General features: G+C 68.9%; 20 protein-coding genes and 1 pseudogene. 9 read left to right on the plus strand and 12 right to left on the minus strand.

From position 1 onward, the window contains the following. Window positions 1–5: 5 nt before the first annotated feature. From OG230_RS19195 to OG230_RS19215, 5 genes are all read right to left on the minus strand, one after another. Window positions 6–869, minus strand: a complete 864-nt coding sequence (locus OG230_RS19195; RefSeq protein WP_328904948.1) for a hypothetical protein — start codon at window positions 867–869, stop codon at window positions 6–8. A gap of 181 nt (window positions 870–1,050) precedes the next feature. Beyond that, on the minus strand, window positions 1,051–1,359 hold the full coding sequence (locus OG230_RS19200; protein ID WP_014047394.1) for a hypothetical protein: 309 nt from the start codon (window positions 1,357–1,359) through the stop codon (window positions 1,051–1,053). A 437-nt stretch (window positions 1,360–1,796) separates the two neighbouring features. Continuing rightward, window positions 1,797–2,693: an aldo/keto reductase gene (locus OG230_RS19205; RefSeq protein ID WP_328904949.1), complete on the minus strand. Its 897-nt coding sequence runs from the start codon at window positions 2,691–2,693 to the stop codon at window positions 1,797–1,799. Between the two features lie 100 nt (window positions 2,694–2,793). Then, on the minus strand, window positions 2,794–3,609 hold the full coding sequence (locus tag OG230_RS19210; RefSeq protein ID WP_328904950.1) for a hypothetical protein: 816 nt from the start codon (window positions 3,607–3,609) through the stop codon (window positions 2,794–2,796). A gap of 123 nt (window positions 3,610–3,732) precedes the next feature. Continuing rightward, window positions 3,733–4,269 carry an AAA family ATPase gene (locus OG230_RS19215; RefSeq protein WP_328904951.1) on the minus strand — a complete coding sequence of 179 codons (537 nt, stop codon included), beginning with the start codon at window positions 4,267–4,269 and terminating at the stop codon, window positions 3,733–3,735. Between the two features lie 178 nt (window positions 4,270–4,447). Here OG230_RS19215 and OG230_RS19220 point away from each other — a divergent pair, with 178 nt between their 5' ends. The 5 genes from OG230_RS19220 to OG230_RS19240 all read left to right on the plus strand — a co-directional run bounded on the left by OG230_RS19220 (window position 4,448) and on the right by OG230_RS19240 (window position 9,347). Continuing rightward, entirely contained in the window at window positions 4,448–4,885 is a 438-nt protein-coding gene (locus tag OG230_RS19220; protein ID WP_328904952.1) for a hypothetical protein, read from the plus strand. Then, the gene (locus tag OG230_RS19225; protein WP_328904953.1) at window positions 4,882–6,669 is read left to right on the plus strand and encodes an alpha/beta hydrolase; all 1,788 of its coding nucleotides are present in this window, start codon (window positions 4,882–4,884) and stop codon (window positions 6,667–6,669) included. The genes OG230_RS19220 and OG230_RS19225 overlap by 4 nt, the downstream gene beginning before the upstream one ends. After that, on the plus strand, window positions 6,666–7,205 hold the full coding sequence (locus tag OG230_RS19230; RefSeq protein WP_443051337.1) for a hypothetical protein: 540 nt from the start codon (window positions 6,666–6,668) through the stop codon (window positions 7,203–7,205). Before OG230_RS19225 ends, OG230_RS19230 begins: the two co-directional genes overlap by 4 nt. Before the next feature lie 101 nt (window positions 7,206–7,306). Next, a complete protein-coding gene (locus OG230_RS19235) occupies window positions 7,307–8,317 on the plus strand; it encodes a C40 family peptidase (RefSeq protein WP_328904954.1) in 1,011 nt (336 codons plus the stop codon). 298 nt (window positions 8,318–8,615) lie between these two features. After that, complete coding sequence (locus OG230_RS19240; RefSeq protein WP_328904955.1) at window positions 8,616–9,347, plus strand: phosphatase PAP2 family protein; 732 nt, start codon at window positions 8,616–8,618, stop codon at window positions 9,345–9,347. 30 nt (window positions 9,348–9,377) lie between these two features. Here the strand turns inward: OG230_RS19240 and OG230_RS19245 are convergent, their stop codons facing one another. Both OG230_RS19245 and OG230_RS19250 read right to left on the minus strand, forming a co-directional pair. Continuing rightward, window positions 9,378–11,027 carry an FAD-binding oxidoreductase gene (locus OG230_RS19245; protein WP_328904956.1) on the minus strand — a complete coding sequence of 550 codons (1,650 nt, stop codon included), beginning with the start codon at window positions 11,025–11,027 and terminating at the stop codon, window positions 9,378–9,380. Window positions 11,028–11,142: 115 nt separating this feature from the next. Further along, the gene (locus OG230_RS19250) at window positions 11,143–11,355 is read right to left on the minus strand and encodes a hypothetical protein (protein ID WP_328911449.1); all 213 of its coding nucleotides are present in this window, start codon (window positions 11,353–11,355) and stop codon (window positions 11,143–11,145) included. Between the two features lie 246 nt (window positions 11,356–11,601). Here OG230_RS19250 and OG230_RS19255 point away from each other — a divergent pair, with 246 nt between their 5' ends. Both OG230_RS19255 and OG230_RS19260 read left to right on the plus strand, forming a co-directional pair. Beyond that, window positions 11,602–12,489 (plus strand): hypothetical protein, encoded by an 888-nt coding sequence (locus tag OG230_RS19255; protein ID WP_328904957.1) that lies wholly within the window; start codon window positions 11,602–11,604, stop codon window positions 12,487–12,489. Window positions 12,490–12,599: 110 nt separating this feature from the next. Then, window positions 12,600–12,793: pseudogene (locus OG230_RS19260) on the plus strand (hypothetical protein). A 33-nt stretch (window positions 12,794–12,826) separates the two neighbouring features. On the opposite strand, the gene OG230_RS19265 reads toward OG230_RS19260, so the two are convergent. Further along, window positions 12,827–13,207 carry a metal-sensitive transcriptional regulator gene (locus OG230_RS19265; RefSeq protein ID WP_328904959.1) on the minus strand — a complete coding sequence of 127 codons (381 nt, stop codon included), beginning with the start codon at window positions 13,205–13,207 and terminating at the stop codon, window positions 12,827–12,829. Window positions 13,208–13,408: 201 nt separating this feature from the next. Between OG230_RS19265 and OG230_RS19270 the strand changes: the two genes are divergently transcribed. Then, the gene (locus tag OG230_RS19270) at window positions 13,409–14,029 is read left to right on the plus strand and encodes a DUF47 domain-containing protein (RefSeq protein ID WP_073720505.1); all 621 of its coding nucleotides are present in this window, start codon (window positions 13,409–13,411) and stop codon (window positions 14,027–14,029) included. A 5-nt stretch (window positions 14,030–14,034) separates the two neighbouring features. Further along, window positions 14,035–15,033: an inorganic phosphate transporter gene (locus OG230_RS19275; protein WP_328904960.1), complete on the plus strand. Its 999-nt coding sequence runs from the start codon at window positions 14,035–14,037 to the stop codon at window positions 15,031–15,033. A gap of 169 nt (window positions 15,034–15,202) precedes the next feature. Here the strand turns inward: OG230_RS19275 and pstB are convergent, their stop codons facing one another. The 4 genes from pstB to pstS all read right to left on the minus strand — a co-directional run bounded on the left by pstB (window position 15,203) and on the right by pstS (window position 19,348). Further along, window positions 15,203–15,979: a phosphate ABC transporter ATP-binding protein PstB gene (gene pstB / locus OG230_RS19280; RefSeq protein WP_328904961.1), complete on the minus strand. Its 777-nt coding sequence runs from the start codon at window positions 15,977–15,979 to the stop codon at window positions 15,203–15,205. Between the two features lie 40 nt (window positions 15,980–16,019). Next, window positions 16,020–17,102, minus strand: a complete 1,083-nt coding sequence (gene pstA, locus OG230_RS19285) for a phosphate ABC transporter permease PstA (protein WP_328904962.1) — start codon at window positions 17,100–17,102, stop codon at window positions 16,020–16,022. After that, on the minus strand, window positions 17,099–18,091 hold the full coding sequence (gene pstC, locus OG230_RS19290; protein ID WP_328904963.1) for a phosphate ABC transporter permease subunit PstC: 993 nt from the start codon (window positions 18,089–18,091) through the stop codon (window positions 17,099–17,101). Before pstC ends, pstA begins: the two co-directional genes overlap by 4 nt. A gap of 120 nt (window positions 18,092–18,211) precedes the next feature. Then, on the minus strand, window positions 18,212–19,348 hold the full coding sequence (gene pstS / locus OG230_RS19295; protein WP_328904964.1) for a phosphate ABC transporter substrate-binding protein PstS: 1,137 nt from the start codon (window positions 19,346–19,348) through the stop codon (window positions 18,212–18,214). Window positions 19,349–20,044 lie beyond the last annotated feature (696 nt).

Here is a 20,044-nt window from a genome sequence, read left to right on the forward strand (position 1 = left end):
GTGTGTTAGCGGGCATACGTGAACCCTCCGTACTCCTCGACTGCCCTGGCGATCTCGTCAGCGTTGGAAGCCGTGCGGTCGGTGTTGACCGGAGCCGGTCCCTCCTTCTGAGCGAAGCTGTCGACCTTCCAGTCCTCACCCGCCCACTGGAGCTTCAGCGTCATGGTGAACCAGTCGTTGCTCACCGGATTGGTGGAACTGACGCCCGCCGTGCCGAACACGCCGGTGCACCAGACCTCGACGGTGGCGGAGGTGGTCGAGTACGCGGTCACCTTGGTGCCGACTGGAGCGGTTCTTGAGACGTAGGTCATGCCCTCGGCCGCGTTGCCGTTCTCGTCGAGCCCGACCTTTTCGAGGAATTCGCTGCTGTATGCCTCATTGAATTTGGCCTCCAGCTCACCAACCCGTTGTGCGACGAAGATCTGGCGCACGATCTCGCCCCTTCGGTCGGGCTTGAGGATCTCCGCAGATACCAACGCCACCGCATAGTTCGCCGCCGCGCTCTGCGCCCCCTGCTCGTCGTGGGCGAAGCCCGAGGCGATGGTGCCGTTCTTGCCCTGGACCGGCTTGGTGCCCGTGGGGGCCGTGGGGCCGGAGCCCGTGGTGCCCGGCTTCTTCGCGCCGCCGGACGCCTCCTCGTTGCCGCCTCCGCCGCGGTTCGCGAACGCGATGGCGGCGATCAGCAGGACGACCACGCCGACCACCATGACGAGCGAGCGGGAGTTGCGGGCGGGGCGGCGGCCGTGGTCGCCGCCCTCGCCGTCGGGGAGGCGGGTGCGGGTCTGGCGTGTGCCGCCCAGCGTGCTGTACGGGTCGTCGCCGCGACCGCCCGAATCGCCGCCGTAGCCGTGATCGTCGCCCTGGCTCATGCCGCGTAAGCCCCCTCAGCCGTCTGCAGTGCCGCGTAGTACGACGGTAGCTGTGCTGGTTGCCGCGCGTGCGCGGTGTGGTGACTGGACATCAGGGAGACGCAACCTCAGCCGGTGGGCACGACGGATGGATGGTGTGAGGTGGGCGGGGACGGCCCGGGGTGCAGCGGATGGCGTCGGGTCAGACGGCCATGCCGTACACAATCGTGAAGAGGGTGCCGAGCGATCCGATGATGAAGACGCCCGTCAGCCCGGCCACGATCAGGCCCTTGCCCTGTTCGGCACTGAAGGTGTCGCGCAGGGCCGTCGCGCCGATGCGCTGTTTGGCGGCGCCCCAGATGGCGATGCCGAGACAGAGCAGGATGGCTACCGCCATCACCACCTCGATCATGATGCGTGCCTCGTTGCCGAGGGTCCCGAACGGCCCCCAGTTCGGGGCGATTCCGCCGATGATGGTGGTGATGTCGCCCTTTTCAGCTGCCAGGATCATGTAAGTCACCGCCCCTGTTGGGTAGTTCGCCGCCCGTACCGTCCGGCACGGGTCGCCTTCTATCTTCGCTGATGAAACCGCGCCCGTACGACGCCTTCCCGTGTCTCTTTACCCGGATCTCGCACGTTTGACCGGGACGACCACCCTGACCTGCGGCTCGTTCCGGCATCTGCGTGCATATGCATGGTTACTCTGTGTATCACGGGGTGTGACCACGAGCAACGACGATGGCCTTGGGTTCCTGATGCGGTTGCAGCGTTCGCTGTGGGCGTGGGGTTCGTACGCGCCGTTCGAGAGCCGTTGTCGCGCCGGTGGACTTCCGTCGACGTGTCGTCAGGGCCCGCTGTGGGAAGGGGGCGTGGCGCGGCACCCGGTCTCGGGGCGCTGGTGGCGAGGGCCGGCGAAGGCGTTGCCGGGCTCGCCGTCGCCCGGGCCGGTCATGAGGCGAGCAGGTCCAGTTCGTCCGCGGAGAGCTTGAGCGCGCCCGCGGCCACGTTGTCGGCCAGATGGTCCGGGTTGCCGGTGCCGGGGATGGCCAGAACATGCGGTCCGCGGTGCAGGGTCCACGCGATGCGGATCTGCGCGGGCGTCACCCCGTGGGCGCGGGCAACGGCCTGCACCTGTTCGCTCTCCGTGCCCGCGACCGTGCCTCCTTCGCGTCCGGCGCCCGCGATCGCGTAGAACGGGACGAAGGCGATGCCCTCCTCGCCGCACCTGCGCAGGAACGCGTCCTGCTCGGGCCGCGCGCCGATGCCGTACTGGTTCTGCACGCACACGACCGGCGCGATGGCCTGGGCCTCGGTGAGGTGCTCGGGGGTGATGTTGGAGAGGCCGAGGTGGCGGATGAGGCCCGCTTCGCGCAGTCGGGCCAGGGCCCCGAAGCGCTCGGCGATCGAGTCGGTGCCGACGATGCGCAGGTTCACGACGTCGAGGTGGTCGCGGCCGAGCTGGCGGAGGTTCTCCTCCACCTGACCGCGCAGCTGCTCCGGGGTCGCGTGGTCGATCCATTCGCCCGAGGGGTCCCGGCCGGGGCCGACCTTGGTGACGATGACGAGGTCGTCCGGGTAGGGGCCGAGCGCGCGGTTGATCAGCTCGTTGGCCGAACGCAGCGGGGAGAAGTAGAAGGCGGCCGTGTCGATGTGGTTCACACCGAGTTCGATGGCGCGGCGCAGCACGCCGATCGCGCGCTCACGGTCGCTCGACGCGGCGTCGGCCCTGAGCGCCGCGCCGTTCTGCGTGAGGCGCATGGCGCCGAATCCGATGCGGTTGACCGGCAGGTCGCCCAGTATCCAGGTGCCGGCGTCCGCTGCGTTGATCGTTTTCGATGAGGTCATCAGCGGATTGTGACAGGTGGGAGGCGGACGGCACCGCTGGTTTCCGGGCCGGGCCGGCAGCTCCCGGTGGGGACTGCCGGCCCGGTCGGTCGCACGCGGGTCAGACCACGTCGACGTAGTCGGCCGAGGTCGTCGCGGGGCCCGTGGTCGACGTACCGCCGAAGGCCCAGCGCCAGTAGCCGTCCGCGGAGGCGGTGACGGTGGTCTTGAGCGCCCCCGTGGAGCCGGCCGTCACCGTCTTGACGGTGGAGTAGACCGAGGTGCCCTTCTTGCGGAACTGGAGCTTGACCGACTGGTTTCCGTAGCCGGTGTACGCGTGCTTCACCCAGTCCGCGCGCTTGAGGCTGCCGGTCACGGTGAGGGTCTTGCCCTTGGCCACCGGTTCCGGGGAGGCGTTGACCGTGGCTTTCGCCCAGCGCTTGACCTGGACGCCGCCGGAGAGGGTGGCGTACTCCTCGGCCTTGAGCCCGCCGTTGGAGGTGAAGAGACGTGCCGACACGCCGATCTTCCACGTCGTGGCGTCGCCGTTCGAATCGAGGTCGTAGCGCGGGTCGATCCAGATCTCGCCCTCGCAGCGAGCGACCCGAGCGCTCTCGTCGTAACACGTGTACGAGCCCATGTAGAGGCCGCCGCTGTTGGCTCCCTTGGCGGCCGTGGTGCCGTGGTACAGGAACGGTTCTGCTTGCCAGTCGAAGGGATCGGCTGTGCTGTAGCCCGAGGGCAGAGCGACTCGGAAGGTGACGGGAGGGGCCTTCTCGTCCGAGGTTCCCACCACGACGGGCTTTCCTCCGTTGATCACCACCGATGACACGGTGATGCCGGTGTCCGCGGCCTGCGCCGTCGGGGCGCTGAACACCGAGAGAGCCAGGGCTCCCACGATGGCGGCTGCGGTGCCGGTTCTGCTGCCTGCCTTCAATGCACACCTCTTACTGCGTACGGGGATGCGAAACCACGCGCCGCGCCCGGAGACGGAGCCCGGGTGCCGACGGGCGGGGCGGCAGGTTATCAGCGGCATGGGCATGACGTACGAGGAGGACGGTCAGGGTGCCGCAGGGCGGGACGCGACACGTTCGACGACGAGGTCGGCGACGCGGGAGGGCGGTATGCCGGTGGTGTCGACGACCTCGGCCGCCGCGCGGAGCCAGGGCAGGGCGTCGGTGTACGCGGCGAGGTGATCCAGGCGCCACTGCCGGGCGTTGGCGCTCTCGGGTGCGGTGTCGGTCTCGATGCGGTGGACGAGCGTGTCGTGGTCGGTGTGCAGGAGGAAGTGGTGGACGGGGATGCCGGCGTCGGCGAGTCCGGTGCTCAGCTCCCGCCAGTACGGCTCCATCAGGACGGTCTGGGGGACGACCAGGGTGCCACCCACGTAGTCGAGAAGCTGACGGGCCGTCTCCACGACCAGACCGCGCCAGGGCGGCCAGTCCTGGAAGTCGCGGGGTGGCGTGCCGAGTGCGTGCCAGAGCATCTCGCCGACCTTCTCGGAGTCGAAGAGCCGGGAGTCGGGGACGCGGGCGGTGAGCTCCTCGGCTGTGGTCGTCTTGCCTGCGCCGAAGGTGCCGTTCAGCCAGATGATCATGCCCGTCACGGTACGGGGGCCTCCATCGATCGGGTGATTCGGCCCGTCTCGGCGCGCTGTCGACGACGCCCGGGATTCGGGGGCGCGGGCAGGGTCGGGGCGCTCGCGACGCGGTGTGGGTGTGGCATGTCGCGCACGGCCGAACTGGGACAGTGCCGCTCCACGATCAAGGAGCGGGGTGAGCGGGGTGAGCGGGGTGAGCGGGGTGAGCGGTGTGGCCGTGGTGGGAGAGCCGTTGGGGCGGGAGAGGCTCAGTGATCTGGCGGGTCCGGGGAGTGGTGGAGCGGACAGCCGGACGCTGAAGCACAGCGGTGGGCCGTGGACGCGGGCGGCGGGGGGCGCGGAGGCGATGCGGACGCACCTGGCGCCGGTCAGGTCCGAGCTCGAGGCGGCGCACGAGGGGCTGTTGGCGGGGGCCGGTGATCTGACGGCGCTGGCGGAACTGGGTGCCGTACGCGCGTCCTGGGAGCGGCGGATCGCGACCGCGCAGGGCGAGTGCGCAAGCCTTGCCGGACGGCTGCGGGCCGTGGCGCGTGCGCAGGGGGAGACGAACGAGGCCGTGCGGTCCTCCTTCGCGCCGGTCCAGGTGCCGGCACCGGGCGGCGGAGCGCGATGAGCGGATCGGCGCTGACGTGGGCGAAGTTACGGGACCTGAAGTGCGCGGAGCTGGAGGGGGCGGCCGACGGCTGGGGCAGGGCGAGCAACCGGGCCGACGCGGCTCGGGACCGGATCGAGCAGCAGCTGCTGAACGGGTTGCGCGAGACGCAGCAGGGCGAGGCGGCCGATGCGGCGGTGGGGCGGCTGCGCCAGTTGAGCCAGAACTTCCAGTACGTCTATACGGAGTGCGGCCTGCTGCGTACGACGCTGAACAGCCTGGCTCACGAGATGAGGGCCCAGCAGCGGGCGTTGGCCGATGCGCTGGACGACGCGGCAGCGCTGAAGTTCACGGTGCACGCGGACGGGTCGGTGACGTATCCGGCGGCGGGCGAAGGACTGGCCGACGGGAAGCCCTTGGTGGGCGGGACGGCGTCCGGGGGTGGGGTGCCGGGGCTGGTGGCGCCGTCCGGGCTGGTCGCGCCGAACCCGAACACCGCGAAGGCGCAGGACATCGCGGACCGGGTGGTGAAGGCCGTACGGACGGCGGCCGAGATCGACTGGCGGTACGCGAGGATCCTGCGGAGGCTCAGGGCGGAGGAGGGCCTGAAGGTCCCGGACTCGACGTGGACCGACGCGGCGGGGGACGTGGCCGCAGTGCGGGGTGCGGCGCGCGGGTACCTGAAGGACCGCATCCCGCTGGACGCGTCTCCGGCCGAACGCGGGGCGTGGTGGGCCGGTCTGACGCAGGAACAGCGGGAGGAGTTCCTCGCGGTGTACCCGGACCAGATCGGAAACCTGGACGGGATCCCGGCCCTCGTACGAGACACGGCCAACCGCGACAACCTCCAGCTGCTGATCGGGAAGCTGGAGGGGCGGGACGACGAGGAGTCGGTGACGAAGCTGGCGGGGTTGCGGGAGATTGACCGGCAGTTGCAGGCGGTTCCCAAGGCGGGGCAGCCGCCGATGTATCTGCTGGGGATCGGGGATGAGGGGAACGGTCGGGCGATTGTTGCCTATGGGAATCCGGATACGTCGAGGAATGTTTCTGCGTATGTTCCGGGGCTAAATACGTCGCTAGATGCAGGGTTTGCAGAAGGGGATCTTAAGCGTGCCCGTGACACAGCTGTGGCAACCCGTGAAATCGATCCATCGAGTGCGGCGATTGTTTGGCTTGGTTACGACGCTCCGCAGGCCCCCGATGGTCTGGATAGCCTGGCTGTAGCGGGTGATGAACGAGCAGAGACGGGTGGACGTTCCTTCAACGAGTTCGTGGATGGTTTGGCGACGACCAATCAAAATGAGGATCCGCATATGACGGCAATTGGCCATTCGTACGGGTCGCGGACTGTGGGTGCAGCTACGCAGCATGGAGCTGGTGTACCAGGGCTGGACGACATTGTGCTGGTTGGTAGCCCTGGGGTAGGCGTGGATCGCGCTGAGGACCTTGGGGTGGGTAGAGAACATGTATTTGTCGGGGCGGCAGAGAACGATGTGGTGACCAAGGTGCCATCCAAATTGCAAGGAAACCTTACTGCCGCTATGGGGCCGGTCGGGTATGTAGTTGGAGGGTTGGCGGATCGTGGGGATGACGACCGGTGGTTTGGTAAGGATCCGGCGAGTGAGGCTTTTGGGGCTAGGCGCTTCCGTGTGGATGACGGGCCGCCGGTTTTTGGTGCGCATGGCTTGTCGAGTGACGCGCACTCTCAGTACTTCGATCCGGAAAAGGATGTCACTTCGGCAGACAGCATCGCTCTGATTGCCGCAGGTAAAGCGCATAGGGTCAAGGTGGAGGAGCCCCGTTGAAGAATCGGTATCGGGTCGCGTTGTTTGCTTTGGTGTGGAGCGTCACGGCGACTGGTTGCGTGAGCGAGGAGAGGGACGAGATGGATATGCAGGGGGCGGCTGAGCGTTCTGATGCGATTCTCGATGCCGTGCTGAATGAACTTCATCCGGCGGTGCAGTGGACGCATGGGGCAACTACGACTGGAATTTGTGATGTATCACGCCGGCGTGCAGTTATGACTGTAATTTCTCCCGAGCGGCGGGGAAGTTTCCTAGGTCTCGTAGATCGCTTCTGGCGGAAGAGTGACTACCGGATGGAAGCAATTAACAATGACGAAGAATTTCCGGCTATCTATGCCCAGACCGGGGAGGGGTTCGTCGTAAGCCTGCGCTTCGGCGGCGAGGGTCAAGCGTTCTTCAGGGTCGACAGCCCCTGCGTTGAGAAGTCCGACGTCGCCGACTCCACCACCAAGCCCACCGCCCCCACCTACGAGGGCATGGAGAACATCCCCCGCCCCCACCTCCGCTCCGACTTCTGGTCAGCCGGAGCCCCCTGACCCCGCATCACCCCCCCCGCACCCCCCGCACGCGCCCCCTCCACCCGTACACACCAGCGAATCGGCCCATGAACGGCGCCCGGATGGGGGATGGTTGAGGGGTGCGGAAATACTGGGTGGTCGTCGGCGGTGGGATCGGGCTGTGTCTGTGCTTCGTGGCGCTGCTCGTCGTCGGTACGTACTCCGCCGCTGCCGGGCTCGCCGGGGGCGGTGGTGGTGGGGCCGTCGGGCTGGCCAAGGGGGCCGTTCCGGCGCGGTACCAGCCGTTGGTGCAGAAGTGGGGCAACCTCTGCGCCGCCATCAACCCCGCCCTCCTGGCCGCGCAGTTGTACCAGGAGAGCGGATGGAACCCGAGGGCTCAGAGTCACGCCGCCGCTCAGGGCATCGCGCAGTTCATCCCCGGGACCTGGGCCTCGCACGGGATCGACGGGGACAACGACGGGGACCGGGACGTATGGGACCCGGCCGACGCCATTCCGTCCGCCGCCTCGTACGACTGCGAGCTCGCCGGGTACGTGAAGAAGGTGCCGGGTGATCCGACCAACAACATGCTGGCGGCCTACAACGCCGGTGCCTACCGGGTGATCCGGTCGGGCGGGGTGCCCGCGATCTCGGAGACGCAGAACTACGTCAAGATCATCCGGTCCCTGGAGAAGAGCTTCGCCGAGCCCGTCGGCCGCGTCGAGCCCTCGCGGCAGGCGGCCGGAGCCATCTACTTCGCGCAGAAGAAGCTCGGCACGCCCTATCTCTGGGGTGGCAACGGAACGGCCGAGCAGGGCGGGCGGTTCGACTGTTCCGGGCTGACCCAGGCCGCGTACCGGACCGTCGACATCGAGCTGCCCCGTGTCGCCAACGATCAGTACAACGCCGGGCCGCATCCCTCCCGGGACGAACTGCTTCCCGGGGACCTCGTGTTCTTCTCCGACGACCTGACCAACTCCAGGACCATCCGTCACGTGGGGCTCTATGTCGGCGGCGGGTACATGATCAACGCTCCGTACACCGGGGCCGTGATCCGGTTCGACAAGATCGACACCCCCGACTACTTCGGTGCGACGAGGGTCACGAAGGACGGCGCGGCGGCGCTCCCGACTGACCTCCCGCAGGCCTGACGCGCACACGGCGCACACACGACGCGCACCTGACGGGCAGTCGCCGTGGCCGGAACTCTCTGTGAAGCCTGGGCCCTGAGCTGCGACGATGAGTCTCTCTTCGATAACGTCATGGTGATCATTCGGTGGAGGTCGGAACGTACGCAGCTGACAGACCGTTCCCTGGACTGGGACAGCATGCGCACTGACCATGCGGCGCTGCCCGGGACACGCGGTATCGCACCGAATACGGGGGTCGACCAAAGCGGCGCACGCCTGTGTGCGCCGCAGCAGCAGACAAGGCAAGGGGCCGCGGCAGATGGCTGGACTCGCACTCGATGGGTCGAACCCCGACGTCAGCCTGCTCTACGACATCAACGGGCTGGCGAAGTCCTCGCCGGCCTGGTTCGACCGGGTCATGGAGTTCGTCGGTGAGTACGGGATCATGCTCGGCATGGTCCTGGTGGCTCTGTGGTGCTGGTGGAGTGTTCGCCGGCGCGGGACCCCCGAGGACTCCGTCGCGGCTGTCGCGGGAATCGTCTGGGCACCGCTGGCGGCCGGGATCGCCCTGCTCATCAACATCCCGATCCGCGGATTCGTGGAGCGGCCACGCCCCTTCAACGACCACGACGGACTCGAGGTCCTCGTGGCGGGCAAGACCGACTTCTCGTTCGTGAGCGACCACGCCACCATGGCGATGGCGATCGCCGTCGGGCTCTTCGTGGCCAACCGGAAGTTCGGGTTCGCCGCTCTCGCCCTCGCGCTCGTCGAAGGGCTCTGCCGGGTGTACATGGGCGTGCACTACCCGACCGACGTGATCGGCGGGTTCGCTCTCGGTACGGCGGTGGCCCTGCTCCTCGCGCCGCTCGCCATGGCCCTGCTGACCCCGCTCGTGACGGCGGTGTCGCGGTCCGGCCGGGTCGGCCGCCTCGTACGTTCCAGCAGGCCGGTCGCCGTGTCGGCCGACGACCGGGGCAGGGCGCTCGGGATTCCCGAGCCGCGGCCCGGGTCGGGCGGCGGTGGTGCGGGAGAGAAGGACCTCGCCGCCTGACGGGCGGCGGGGCTCCGCGGGGCCCAGGGGTCAGAGGGACTGGGGGTAGGTGAAGAGCCGGGTCGGGTCGTACTGCTGTTTCAGGCGGGCGAGCCGCTCGGCGGCCGGGCCGTAGTACGCCTGCCGCCAGTCGGTCAGGCGGGGGTCGGCGTAGTTCTGGTACGCGGCTCCGGACGCGTACCGGCGCAGCTCCGCGTGGGTTGTTTTGAGCCAGCCTTGTTGGGACGTTCCGGAGGTCCCCGGCTGCCAGGCACCTATGTACTGGGCGAGCACCCGTGAGCGGCGGTGGACGAACGCCGTCGCCCGCGGGTCGATCCGGTTGACCGCCCCGCCGAGCGCGGTGAGCGCGATGGACCCTTCGCCGCCGCCCTGGTCGGCGGGAATCCGCGTGAACGCCTCCGCCCGGTCGATCAGCACCCGCAGGCCCGCCGCGGAGAGCGGCTTGTCGAAGAAGTCGGAGGCCGCGGCGTAGCTCTCGCGCCGGAGCGCCCCTCCTTCGCTGCGGCCCGGGGTCGTGCCCGGCAGGTGGCACTGCTCCTCCGTGAGGCCCGAGCAGCCCGCGTACACGAGCATCGCCTCCAGGAGGCTCTGCCGGCGCAGGGATACGGAGGAGGCCGAGGCGCCGATCCTGTCGGCGAGCCGGTCGACGGCGTTCTGCAGGTCCCCGTACGTACCGAGCGAGAACGCGGCGATCGAGAGTGTCGGTGTCCCGCCGCCCGGTCCCGCGTCGAGGTGTACGGAGGACCAGATCTCGTCGGGCTGTTCCGGGCCCCATGCCTGCCAGGCGGCGAGGACGGCCTGGGCGCGGGACCACGGGTAGGAGAGGAAGCCGCTGACGGTCGGGGGAGCCGGCCGGGTGCGGAAGCGGAGTTCGGTGACGACGCCGAAGTTTCCGTTGCCCGCGCCGCGCAGGGCCCAGAAGAGGTCCGTGTGGTGGGTGTCGTCGGCGGTGAGGGTGGTGCCGTCGGCGGTGACCAGCGTGGCGGAGGTGAGGTTGTCGCAGGTCAGGCCGTACGCGCGCGAGGTGACGCCGTGGCCGCCGCCGAGGGTGAGGCCCGATATGCCGACCGTCGGACAGGAGCCGCCCGGGACGGTCCGGCCGTGGCGGGCCAGCCCCCGGTAGACGTCGATCAGCTTGGCGCCCGCTCCGACGGTGCCGTCGGCCTCGACGCGGGCGAGTGAGGAGACGTCGACGACGAGGCGGCCGTTGCCGCTGGACCAGCCCGCGTACGAGTGGCCGCCGCTGCGGATCGCGACCGGGGTACCGGCCTTGCGGGCGAAGGCCAGACACTCGCGGACGTCGTCCTCGTGGCGGACGTACGCGACCGCCGCGGGCTTCAGGGTGTCGAACCGTGTGTTGTAGAGCTGCCTGGCACTCGCGTAGGCGGCGTCGCCGGGGCGTACGAGGAGGCCGTCGAGGCTGCTGCCCAGTGCGGGCCAGTCCGCGGACGAGGGGCCGGGGCGCGGTGAGGCGGGGCGTGCCGGGGTGGGGGCGGGGGACTTGGGGAGGCCGGTGGCCGAGGCGCCGCCGTCGCCGTTCGCCCCGCAGCCGGTGGTGGCCGACAGGGCGGCGACCGCGCCGGCGGCGAGTGCGGTGTGGAGCACGGTACGGCGCTCGGGTGCGGGCCGGGCCTGGGGTATCGGGGGCGTCTGGACCTTCGGGCGGTACAGCCGGTTCATGGGCGGCCTCCGGGTCGGGCCCCCGGCCGATCGGCTGATCAGGCGGTGAGGCCGTGTGGCGAGGGGGTGGCGGCGCGTCGGGAGGGTGGCGCGGTGCCGGGGAGGTGGCGCGTCGTCAGATGGTCCGGGCCTCGGGGGCGGCTCCGGGCGTGGAGAGGTGCTCTTCGGCGTCGGTACGGGCCCGGTCGCGGGACCGGCGTGCGGGTCCCGTCCAGCCGCAGGTGCAGCGGGCCAGACAGAACGAGCCTCGTTCGACCGTCGTGACGCTGTGCGGGGCGACGGCGGTGGGTGCGTCGGCGGGAGTGGCGCCGGGCTGGATCGGGATCATCCGGCCGGCCGTGTGGAGAACCGGGATGCGGGCGTGGTCCAGGGCCTGGGTGGGGGCTTCCTCATGCACGGGTCCACGGTACTGGCGGCGGCCCCCGGACGGTGGGCCGGTGCACCGTCCGATGTGCCGGAGAGGGGCGCCCGCGGACAAGGGCGGGCGCGGGTGGCGTGACGGGGGACCCCGGTGGTCGTTATGCGGGGCGAGTGGGGGACTCGTGCCGGGTTGGTCGTTGGGGGTTGGCAGGCGATGGTGGTGCAGCAGCACAGGTGCGGAGGCGGGGCCCTGGCCGTCTGCGCCCTCGCCGTGGCGGGCGTGATGGCGGTGACCGCCGGGTGCTCCGGCGGGAGCGGCGGTGGCGATGACGGGCGCGGGGACCGGCTACGGGCCGGGGAACCGGGTGCCGGTGGGCCCGCCGAAACGCTTCGGCGGGCGGCGGACGTGCTGGTCGCTGCGGGCAGCGCCGAGACGCGTACGTCGATGGAGACCGCGGCCGGCGGGACGCGGGTGACGATCAGGGGCCAGGGGACGTACGACTTCCGCAGTCAGCTGGGCCGGATCAGGGTGGCCCTGCCGAAGAGCGCCGCCGGGGAGACCGGGCACCGGCCGATCACCGAACTGCTGGCCCCGGGCGCGCTGTACATGAAGAACCGCGGCGCCGGCGTGCCGGACGAGAAGTGGGTGCGGATCGACACGACGGCCCTGGAGGACGGGAACCTCGTCACGGGCGGGGTGACCGATCCGATGGCAGCCGCCGAACTGCTGCGCGGGGCACGTGGGGTGACGTACGCGGGGAAGACGGAGCTCGCCGGGGTGACCGTCCATCACTACCGGGGGACCGCGGATCTCGGGCGGGCGGCGCGGGCGGCGTCGAAGGAGTCGCGGGGTGCCCTGAGCGCGGCGGCGAAAGGGTTCACCACGGACGCGGTGCCGTTCGACGCGTACCTCGACGAGGAGGGGCGGCTGCGCAAGGTGCGTCACCGTTTCCGCTTCGCCTCCGAGGGGCCGGCGGTGGCGGTGGTGTCCACGATGCTGCTGTACGGGTTCGGTGTGCCGGTCACCGTGCGGCTGCCGGAGGGCGCCGACCTCTATACGGGCTTGATCGAACAGGGGCGGGGCGGCACGGGGGACCGGTAGGGAGGGGGTCGGAAATGGTCCGTCCGTGCCATGCGCGGTGAGTGTTCCGCTCCCTACGCTAGGAAGTCGGTGCGCCAGGAGTCGGCGACGGCAGAGAGAGGTGACGCAACGTGGTGACGCTCAGCGCCCCGAACGCTCAGGACTGTTTGGCTCTGGCCGAGATCGAACTCTGCGGTGAGCTCATGATCGCGGCGTCGGCCGCCCGTGAGGAGCGGCTCAGTCCCGACCGTATCGACGAGGTGCTCAACGTCGGGACCGGCGACTGCTAGCCGGCCTCCCCCGGCCGGGAGGCCGCCGGGGGTGACATCCCGCACGTCGCCGGGGTTCGCGTTCCGGCTCAGGTGCGGAGCAGGCGGGCGATCGCCTTCGTGGCTTCCTCGACCTTCGCGTCGATCTCCTCGCCGCCCTTGACGGCGGCATCGGCGACGCAGTGGCGCAGGTGCTCCTCAAGGAGCTGGAGGGCGAAGGACTGGAGGGCCTTGGTGGATGCCGAGACCTGGGTCAGTATGTCGATGCAGTAGACGTCCTCGTCGACCATCCGCTGGAGGCCGCGGACCTGGCCCTCGATCCGGCGCAGTCGCTTGAGGTGCTCGTCCTTCTGGTGGTGGTAGCCGTGGATGCCGCGGTCGTGGTCGGTGACGACGGCGGCCGTACCGGCTTCCGTGCCCGGCTCCGCACCCGCGGAACCAGTGGCCTCAGTGGCCTCGGTGGTGGTCATTGCATCCTCCCGCTTGTCCTGTTGCCCTACCGTCCATATACCCCTGCCGGGTATATGATACCGAATCCAGCCGAAACGTGACCGGGGGTCCGTGCTGATCACTGTGCCCGATGGGCGACACTGAATAACGCCGGTTAGCCGTGGCCGGATGATGCGCCTAGCATCAGCCTGACCGAATCCAAAGCATCCCGAGGACCCCACGTGCGCTTTCGTCTGACCCCCAGGGAGACGAGCTTCTACGACATGTTCTCCGCATCCGCGGACAACATCGTCACGGGCTCGAAGCTCCTGATGGAACTGCTCGGGGCGGATTCTGCCTCCCGAGTCGAGATCGCGGAGCGTATGCGGGCAGCGGAGCACGCGGGGGACGATGCCACCCACGCGATCTTCCACCAGCTCAACTCCTCGTTCATCACGCCCTTCGACCGCGAGGACATCTACAACCTCGCCTCGTCGCTCGACGACATCATGGACTTCATGGAGGAGGCCGTCGACCTGGTCGTGCTGTACCAGGTCGAGGAGCTCCCCAAGGGCGTCGAGCAGCAGATCGAGGTACTGGCCCGCGCGGCGGAACTCACCGCCGAGGCCATGCCGAGCCTGCGGACCATGGAGAACCTCACCGAGTACTGGATCGAGGTCAACCGTCTGGAGAACCAGGCCGACCAGATCCACCGCAAGCTGCTCGCGCAGCTCTTCAATGGCAAGTACGACGCCATGGAGGTGCTGAAGCTCAAGCAGATCGTGGATGTGCTGGAAGAGGCCGCTGACGCGTTCGAGCACGTCGCGAACACCGTGGAGACCATCGCGGTCAAGGAGTCCTGAACCTCGTGGACACCTTTGCGCTGATCGTGACCATCGGTGTCGCGCTCGGCTTCACGTATACGAACGGCTTCCACGACTCGGCGAACGCCATCGCCACCTCGGTCTCCACCCGGGCGCTGACCCCGCGTGCGGCCCTGGCGATGGCCGCGGTGATGAACCTCGCAGGTGCCTTCCTGGGCCAGGGGGTCGCCAAGACCGTCAGCGAAGGGATCATCGCCACGCCCGAGGGGCAGAAGGGGATGGGAATCCTCTTCGCCGCGCTGGTCGGCGCGATCATCTGGAACCTCATCACCTGGTACTACGGTCTGCCGTCCTCGTCCTCGCACGCTCTGTTCGGCGGCATGGTCGGCGCGGCGCTGGCCGGCGGGACGATGGTGCACTGGGACGGCGTCCTCGACAAGATCGTCATCCCGATGTTCCTCTCGCCGATCATCGGCCTGGTCGTGGGCTATCTGGTGATGGTCGCGATCATGTGGATGTTCCGGAAGTCCAACCCCCACAAGGCCAAGCGCGGCTTCCGTATCGCGCAGACGGTCTCGGCGGCGGGCATGGCGCTCGGTCACGGCCTCCAGGACGCCCAGAAGACGATGGGCATCGTCGTGATGGCCCTGGTCATCGCCGGCGTCGAGGGACCCAACGACGAGATTCCGGTCTGGGTGAAGATCTCCTGCGCGCTGATGCTCTCGCTCGGTACGTACGCGGGCGGCTGGCGCATCATGCGTACGCTCGGCCGGAAGATCATCGAGCTGGACCCGCCGCAGGGCTTCGCGGCCGAGACGACCGGTGCGTCGATCATGTTCGGCTCGGCGTTCATCTTCCACGCGCCGATCTCCACGACGCACGTGATCACGTCCGCGATCATGGGTGTGGGCGCCACGAAGCGCGTCAACGCGGTGCGGTGGGGTGTCGCCAAGAACATCATTCTCGGCTGGTTCATCACCATGCCGGCAGCGGCGCTGGTCGCCGCGCTGAGCTACGGGGTCGTCTTCCTGCTCTTCGGGTGACGGGGTGGTGGTACCGGGTTCGCCCGGTGACCACCCCTCCTCGATCGCCGGACCGGTCCGGCAGCAGGCCAGGGAAATGGGTCCGCCCCGCTCTCCGTGAGGAGAGCGGGGCGGACCCTTTGCCGTATGGGTGGCACCGCCATGCAGCACCCACAAGGCGTTCAGGGGGTTATCCGAAGCGGCCGGAGATGTAGTCCTCCGTGGCCTGGACGGACGGGTTGGAGAAGATCCGTTCCGTCTCGTCTATCTCGATGAGGCGGCCGGGCTTGCCCACCGCCGAGAGGTTGAAGAACGCCGTACGGTCCGAGACGCGGGCCGCCTGCTGCATGTTGTGCGTCACGATGACGATCGTGAAGCGCTCCTTCAGCTCGCCGATCAGGTCCTCGATCGCGAGGGTCGAGATCGGGTCGAGCGCCGAGCACGGCTCGTCCATCAGGAGTACCTCCGGCTCGACCGCGATGGCGCGGGCGATGCACAGGCGCTGCTGCTGGCCGCCGGAGAGGCCGGAGCCGGGCTTGTTCAGACGGTCCTTGACCTCGTTCCAGAGGTTCGCACCGCGCAGCGACTTCTCGACCGTGTCGTTCAGCTCGCTCTTGCGGTACTTGCCGTTCAGACGCAGGCCCGCCGCGACGTTGTCGAAGATCGACATGGTCGGGAACGGGTTCGGGCGCTGGAAGACCATGCCGACCGTGCGGCGCACGGTGACGGGGTCGACGCCGGGGCCGTACAGGTTCTCGTCGTCCAGCAGCACCTTGCCCTCGACGCGGCCACCGGGGGTGACCTCGTGCATCCGGTTCAGGGTGCGCAGGAACGTGGACTTGCCGCAGCCGGACGGGCCGATGAAGGCGGTCACGGAGCGGGGCTCCACGGTCATCGAGATGTCCTCGATGGCCTTGTGGCTGCCGTAGTAGGCGGTGAGACCGCCGATGTCGATTCGCTTGGCCATGTGGATCACTGCTTCTTTCGGGAGGTCGCTGTTGGCCGCGTCAGCGACCGGTCTTGGGGGCCTTCCAGCGGGCGATGCCGCGGGCCACCAGATTGAGGAGCATGACGAAGACGATCAGGACCAGTGCAGCGGCCCAGGCGCGGTCGTACGACGCCTCGCTGCCGATCTTGTACTGCTCCCAGATGTAGAAGGGGAGCGACGACTGGGCGCCTTCGAAGGGGTTCGGGTTGATCAGCTGGGCACCGAAGACCAGCAGCATGATCGGCGCGGTCTCACCGGCGATACGGGCGATGGCGAGCATGACGCCCGTCGTGATGCCGCCGATCGCGGTCGGGATGACCACCTTCAGGATGGTCCGCCACTTCGGGATGCCGAGGGCGAGGGACGCCTCGCGGAGCTCGTTCGGTACGAGCTTGAGCATCTCCTCGGTGGAGCGGACCACGACCGGGATCATCAGGATCGTCAGGGCCAGCGAGCCCATCAGGCCGGACGGCTGGAGCCCCGCCATCAGCATGATCGAGAGGATGAAGAGGCCGGCGACGATCGAGGGGATGCCCGTCATCACGTCGACGAAGAAGGTGACGGCCTTGGCCAGTGCGCCCTTGCCGTACTCGACCAGGTACACGGCGGTCAGCAGACCGATCGGGGCGGAGATCACGGTGGCGATGCCGACCTGCTCCAGGGTGCCGATCAGCGCGTGGTACACGCCGCCGCCCGGCTCCGTACCGAGCACTCCGGCCATGGAGTGGGTCAGGAAGTAGCCGTCCAGCACCTTCATGCCGCGGCTCACCGTCGTCCAGATGAGGGAGGCGAGCGGGACGACCGCCAGGAGGAAGCAGACCCAGACGAGGCTGGTGGCGAGACGGTCCTTGGCCTGGCGCTGGTTCTCGACGACCGTCGTCGCGACGTACGAGATGACCACGAACAGCAGGGCGGAGACCAGGCCCCACTGGATGCGGCTCTGCCAGCCGGCCGCCGAGCCGATCCCGATGCCGAGTGCGACCGAGACGACGGCGAAGCCGAGCGGGGCCCAGCGCGGGAGCGACCGGCTGCGCAGCGTGCGCCTGCCCGGGGGCGGCGTGGGCGTCGGGCGGTCCTTGACGCTCATGTGTGTGGTGCTCATGCGTTGGCCCCCGAGTACTCCTTGCGGCGGGCGATGATGAGCCGCGCCGCGCCGTTGACCAGCAGGGTGAGGATGAAGAGGACCAGGCCGGAGGCGATCAGGGCGTCACGCCCGAGCTGGTTGGCCTCGTCGAACTTCGCGGCGATGTTCTGGGCGAACGTGCCGCCGCCCGGGTTGAGCACATGCAGCGAGATGAGGAAGCTCGGCGACAGGACCGTGGCTACGGCCATCGTCTCGCCGAGCGCGCGGCCCAGGCCCAGCATCGACGCGGAGATCACACCGGAGCGGCCGAACGGCAGCACCGAGAGGCGGATGACCTCCCAGCGGGTGGCGCCCAGCGCGAGCGCGGCCTCCTCGTTCATCTTCGGGACCTGGAGGAAGACCTCGCGGCTGACGCTCGTCACGATCGGCAGGATCATGATCGCGAGCAGGATGCCGACGGTGAAGAGCGAGCGGGCGACGCCGACCTCGGTCTTCTCGAAGAGGTACGTCCAGCCGAAGAACTGGTCGAGCCAGAGGTTCAGGCCCTCCAGGTACGGCACGAGGAAGAGGGCGCCCCAGATGCCGTAGATGATGCTGGGCACTGCGGCCAGCAGATCGACGACGTACGCGAGGGGCGCGGCCAGCTTGCGGGGCGCGTAGTGCGAGATGAAGAGGGCGATGCCGACAGCGATCGGAACCGCGATGGCCATCGCGATGATCGAGCTGACGACTGTGCCGAAGAGAAGGACCGCGATGCCGAAGACCGGCGGGTCACCAGCCGGGTTCCAGTCGAAGGTGGTGAGGAAGTTGCCCTCGTTCTCCGAGAGGGCGAGAACGGCGCGGTAGCTCAGGAAGACGGCGATGGACGCCATGAGCACGAGCAGCAGAATGCCTGAACCCTGCGAGAGGCCCAGGAAGATCTTGTCGCCTGCGCGCCCGGTGGACTTGGCGCGCTTTCGTTGGGCCGGCGGGGCCGGTGGTGTGTCTATCGGGGTGATGGAAGCCATGGTCTTTCCGGTCTGTGTGGGGGAGCGAGTGGCTCCCCTGGCGGCGGTGCACCGGATGGGGCTGGTGGCGAACCGGTCCGGAGGGGTGCGCCGGACCGGTCCGCCAGGTGTTGCCGAGTGTTACGAGAGACCGGCGACGGTCTCGCGGACCTTGGCGTTGATCTCGGTCGGGATCGGCGCGTAGCCGGCCTCGGACAGGACCTTCTGGCCCTCGTCGGAAGCGGTGTAGGTCAGGAAGGACTTGACGGTGGGAAGGGTCTCGGCCTTGTTGCCGGTGTCGCAGACGACCTCGTACGTCACCAGGACCAGCGGGTACGCACCCTCGGCCTTGGTGGTGTAGTCGAGGTCGAGCGCCAGGTCCTTGCCGGTGCCCTTGATCTTGGCGGCGCCGATGGCCTTGGAGGCGTTCTCCGAGGTGGCCTTCACCGGGGCGGCACCGCCGGTGTTGATGTCCACGGTGGAGATCGACTGGGAGGAGGCGTACGAGAGCTCGAAGTAACCGATCGCGCCGTCGACCTGCTTCACCTGGGCGGCGACACCGGAGGAACCGGACGCGGCCTGGCCACCGGGGGCCGGCCACTTCTTCTCGGCCTCGTACTTCCAGTCACTCGGCGCCGCGGCACCGAGGTACTTGCCGAGGTTCTGGGTGGTGCCGGAGTCCTCGGAGCGGTGGAACGCCTGGATGGCCTTGTCCGGCAGCTTGACGCCCTCGTTGAGCTTGGCGATCGCCTCGTCGTTCCACTTCTTGATCTTGTTGTCGAAGATCTTGGCGAGCGTGGAGGCGTCCAGCGTGAGGCTGTCGACGCCCTCCAGGTGGAAACCGACGGCGATGGGGCCGCCGACCATCGGGAGGTTGATGCCCTGGCCGGTCTTGCAGATCTTCTTCGAGTCGGTGACCTCTTCGGGCTTCAGCGCCGAGTCGGAACCGGCGAAGCCGACGGTGCCCTGGTTGAAGGCGATGATGCCTTCGCCGGAGGAGGAGGACTTGTAGTTGATCTCCACGCCGGAACAGGCGGCCATGTAGTCCTTGACCCAGAGGTCCATGGCGTTCTTCTGCGCACTGGAGCCGGAGGCGAGGAGCTGGCCCTCGGCGCCGTCACACTTGATGTTCGACGCGGCGCTCGTCTTCTCGCCGCTGCCGCCGGTGGTGCCACCGGTGTTGTCGTCCGAACCGCACGCCGTGAGGACCAGGGCGCCGGAGACGGCGAGGGCACCGAGCGCGGTGGCACGAAGCCGGTTCTTGCGCTGAAGCTTCACTTTCGGGTGTTCCTTCCAGGAGCCGCCGTGGTTGTTTCGTTCTACGACGGCGTGCGATGAGGAATGGTGCTGTGGCTTGGCGCCGCGCACCTTGTACGTCCGAAATTAGGCAGAACAGGTGAAGCGGCCTACGGGGCAGGGTGAACGGAAGGTGAACCGTGTCGGACGGGCTGGTTCTGGGGGGCCCGGATCTGCCCTCAGGCCCCCTGGGCCGGGTCCGTGGGTGCCGTTTTGTCCTCAAGCGCCGGACGGGCTGGGTGGTGGTGCCGCGGTCCGTGGTGGCCGGTTCGGGGTGGTCCGGGGCCCCTCCGGAGTGTCTCCTCGGGCAACGAACGTTCGGCGGAGACGTCTGCGTACCCGGGTATCTGTTCGTCACCCTGCGGGGACCCTCCTGCACGGCCCCGGACCGGCCGGAGCGTCGCTGCGGGCCGTGCCACCGGGGGTGCGGAGACGGGATCGGTGCCGGGTGGCCGGGATGCCGTGCCACCGGGGTGCAGGTGAACGCGAGACACGGGTGGGGCCGTGCAGGAGGGTCCCCGCAGGGGCGGGCGTAGGAGCCGGGTTCGTTCGCTCCGTACCCGGGTGCCACGCCCGTCCCGAGGAGACACTCCGGAGGGGCCCCACCCGACCACCCACCGGTCAGGTGACGACCCGGGCGACCCACCCCGGACACCGCTCAGGCGGACACCCGGGCAC

Source organism: Streptomyces sp. NBC_00234 (assembly GCF_036195325.1).
Taxonomy (GTDB): domain Bacteria; phylum Actinomycetota; class Actinomycetes; order Streptomycetales; family Streptomycetaceae; genus Streptomyces.

Coding starts and splice junctions, on each gene's coding strand:
- OG230_RS19195 (WP_328904948.1), bottom strand. CDS start 869: ATGAGCCAGGGCGACGATCACGGCTACGGCGGCGATTCGGGCGGTCGC.
- OG230_RS19200 (WP_014047394.1), bottom strand. CDS start 1,359: ATGATCCTGGCAGCTGAAAAGGGCGACATCACCACCATCATCGGCGGA.
- OG230_RS19205 (WP_328904949.1), bottom strand. CDS start 2,693: ATGACCTCATCGAAAACGATCAACGCAGCGGACGCCGGCACCTGGATA.
- OG230_RS19215 (WP_328904951.1), bottom strand. CDS start 4,269: ATGATCATCTGGCTGAACGGCACCTTCGGCGCAGGCAAGACGACCACA.
- OG230_RS19225 (WP_328904953.1), top strand. CDS start 4,882: ATGAGCGGATCGGCGCTGACGTGGGCGAAGTTACGGGACCTGAAGTGC.
- OG230_RS19240 (WP_328904955.1), top strand. CDS start 8,616: ATGGCTGGACTCGCACTCGATGGGTCGAACCCCGACGTCAGCCTGCTC.
- OG230_RS19245 (WP_328904956.1), bottom strand. CDS start 11,027: ATGAACCGGCTGTACCGCCCGAAGGTCCAGACGCCCCCGATACCCCAG.
- OG230_RS19250 (WP_328911449.1), bottom strand. CDS start 11,355: ATGATCCCGATCCAGCCCGGCGCCACTCCCGCCGACGCACCCACCGCC.
- OG230_RS19255 (WP_328904957.1), top strand. CDS start 11,602: ATGGTGGTGCAGCAGCACAGGTGCGGAGGCGGGGCCCTGGCCGTCTGC.
- OG230_RS19265 (WP_328904959.1), bottom strand. CDS start 13,207: ATGACCACCACCGAGGCCACTGAGGCCACTGGTTCCGCGGGTGCGGAG.
- pstB (WP_328904961.1), bottom strand. CDS start 15,979: ATGGCCAAGCGAATCGACATCGGCGGTCTCACCGCCTACTACGGCAGC.
- pstA (WP_328904962.1), bottom strand. CDS start 17,102: ATGAGCACCACACACATGAGCGTCAAGGACCGCCCGACGCCCACGCCG.
- pstC (WP_328904963.1), bottom strand. CDS start 18,091: ATGGCTTCCATCACCCCGATAGACACACCACCGGCCCCGCCGGCCCAA.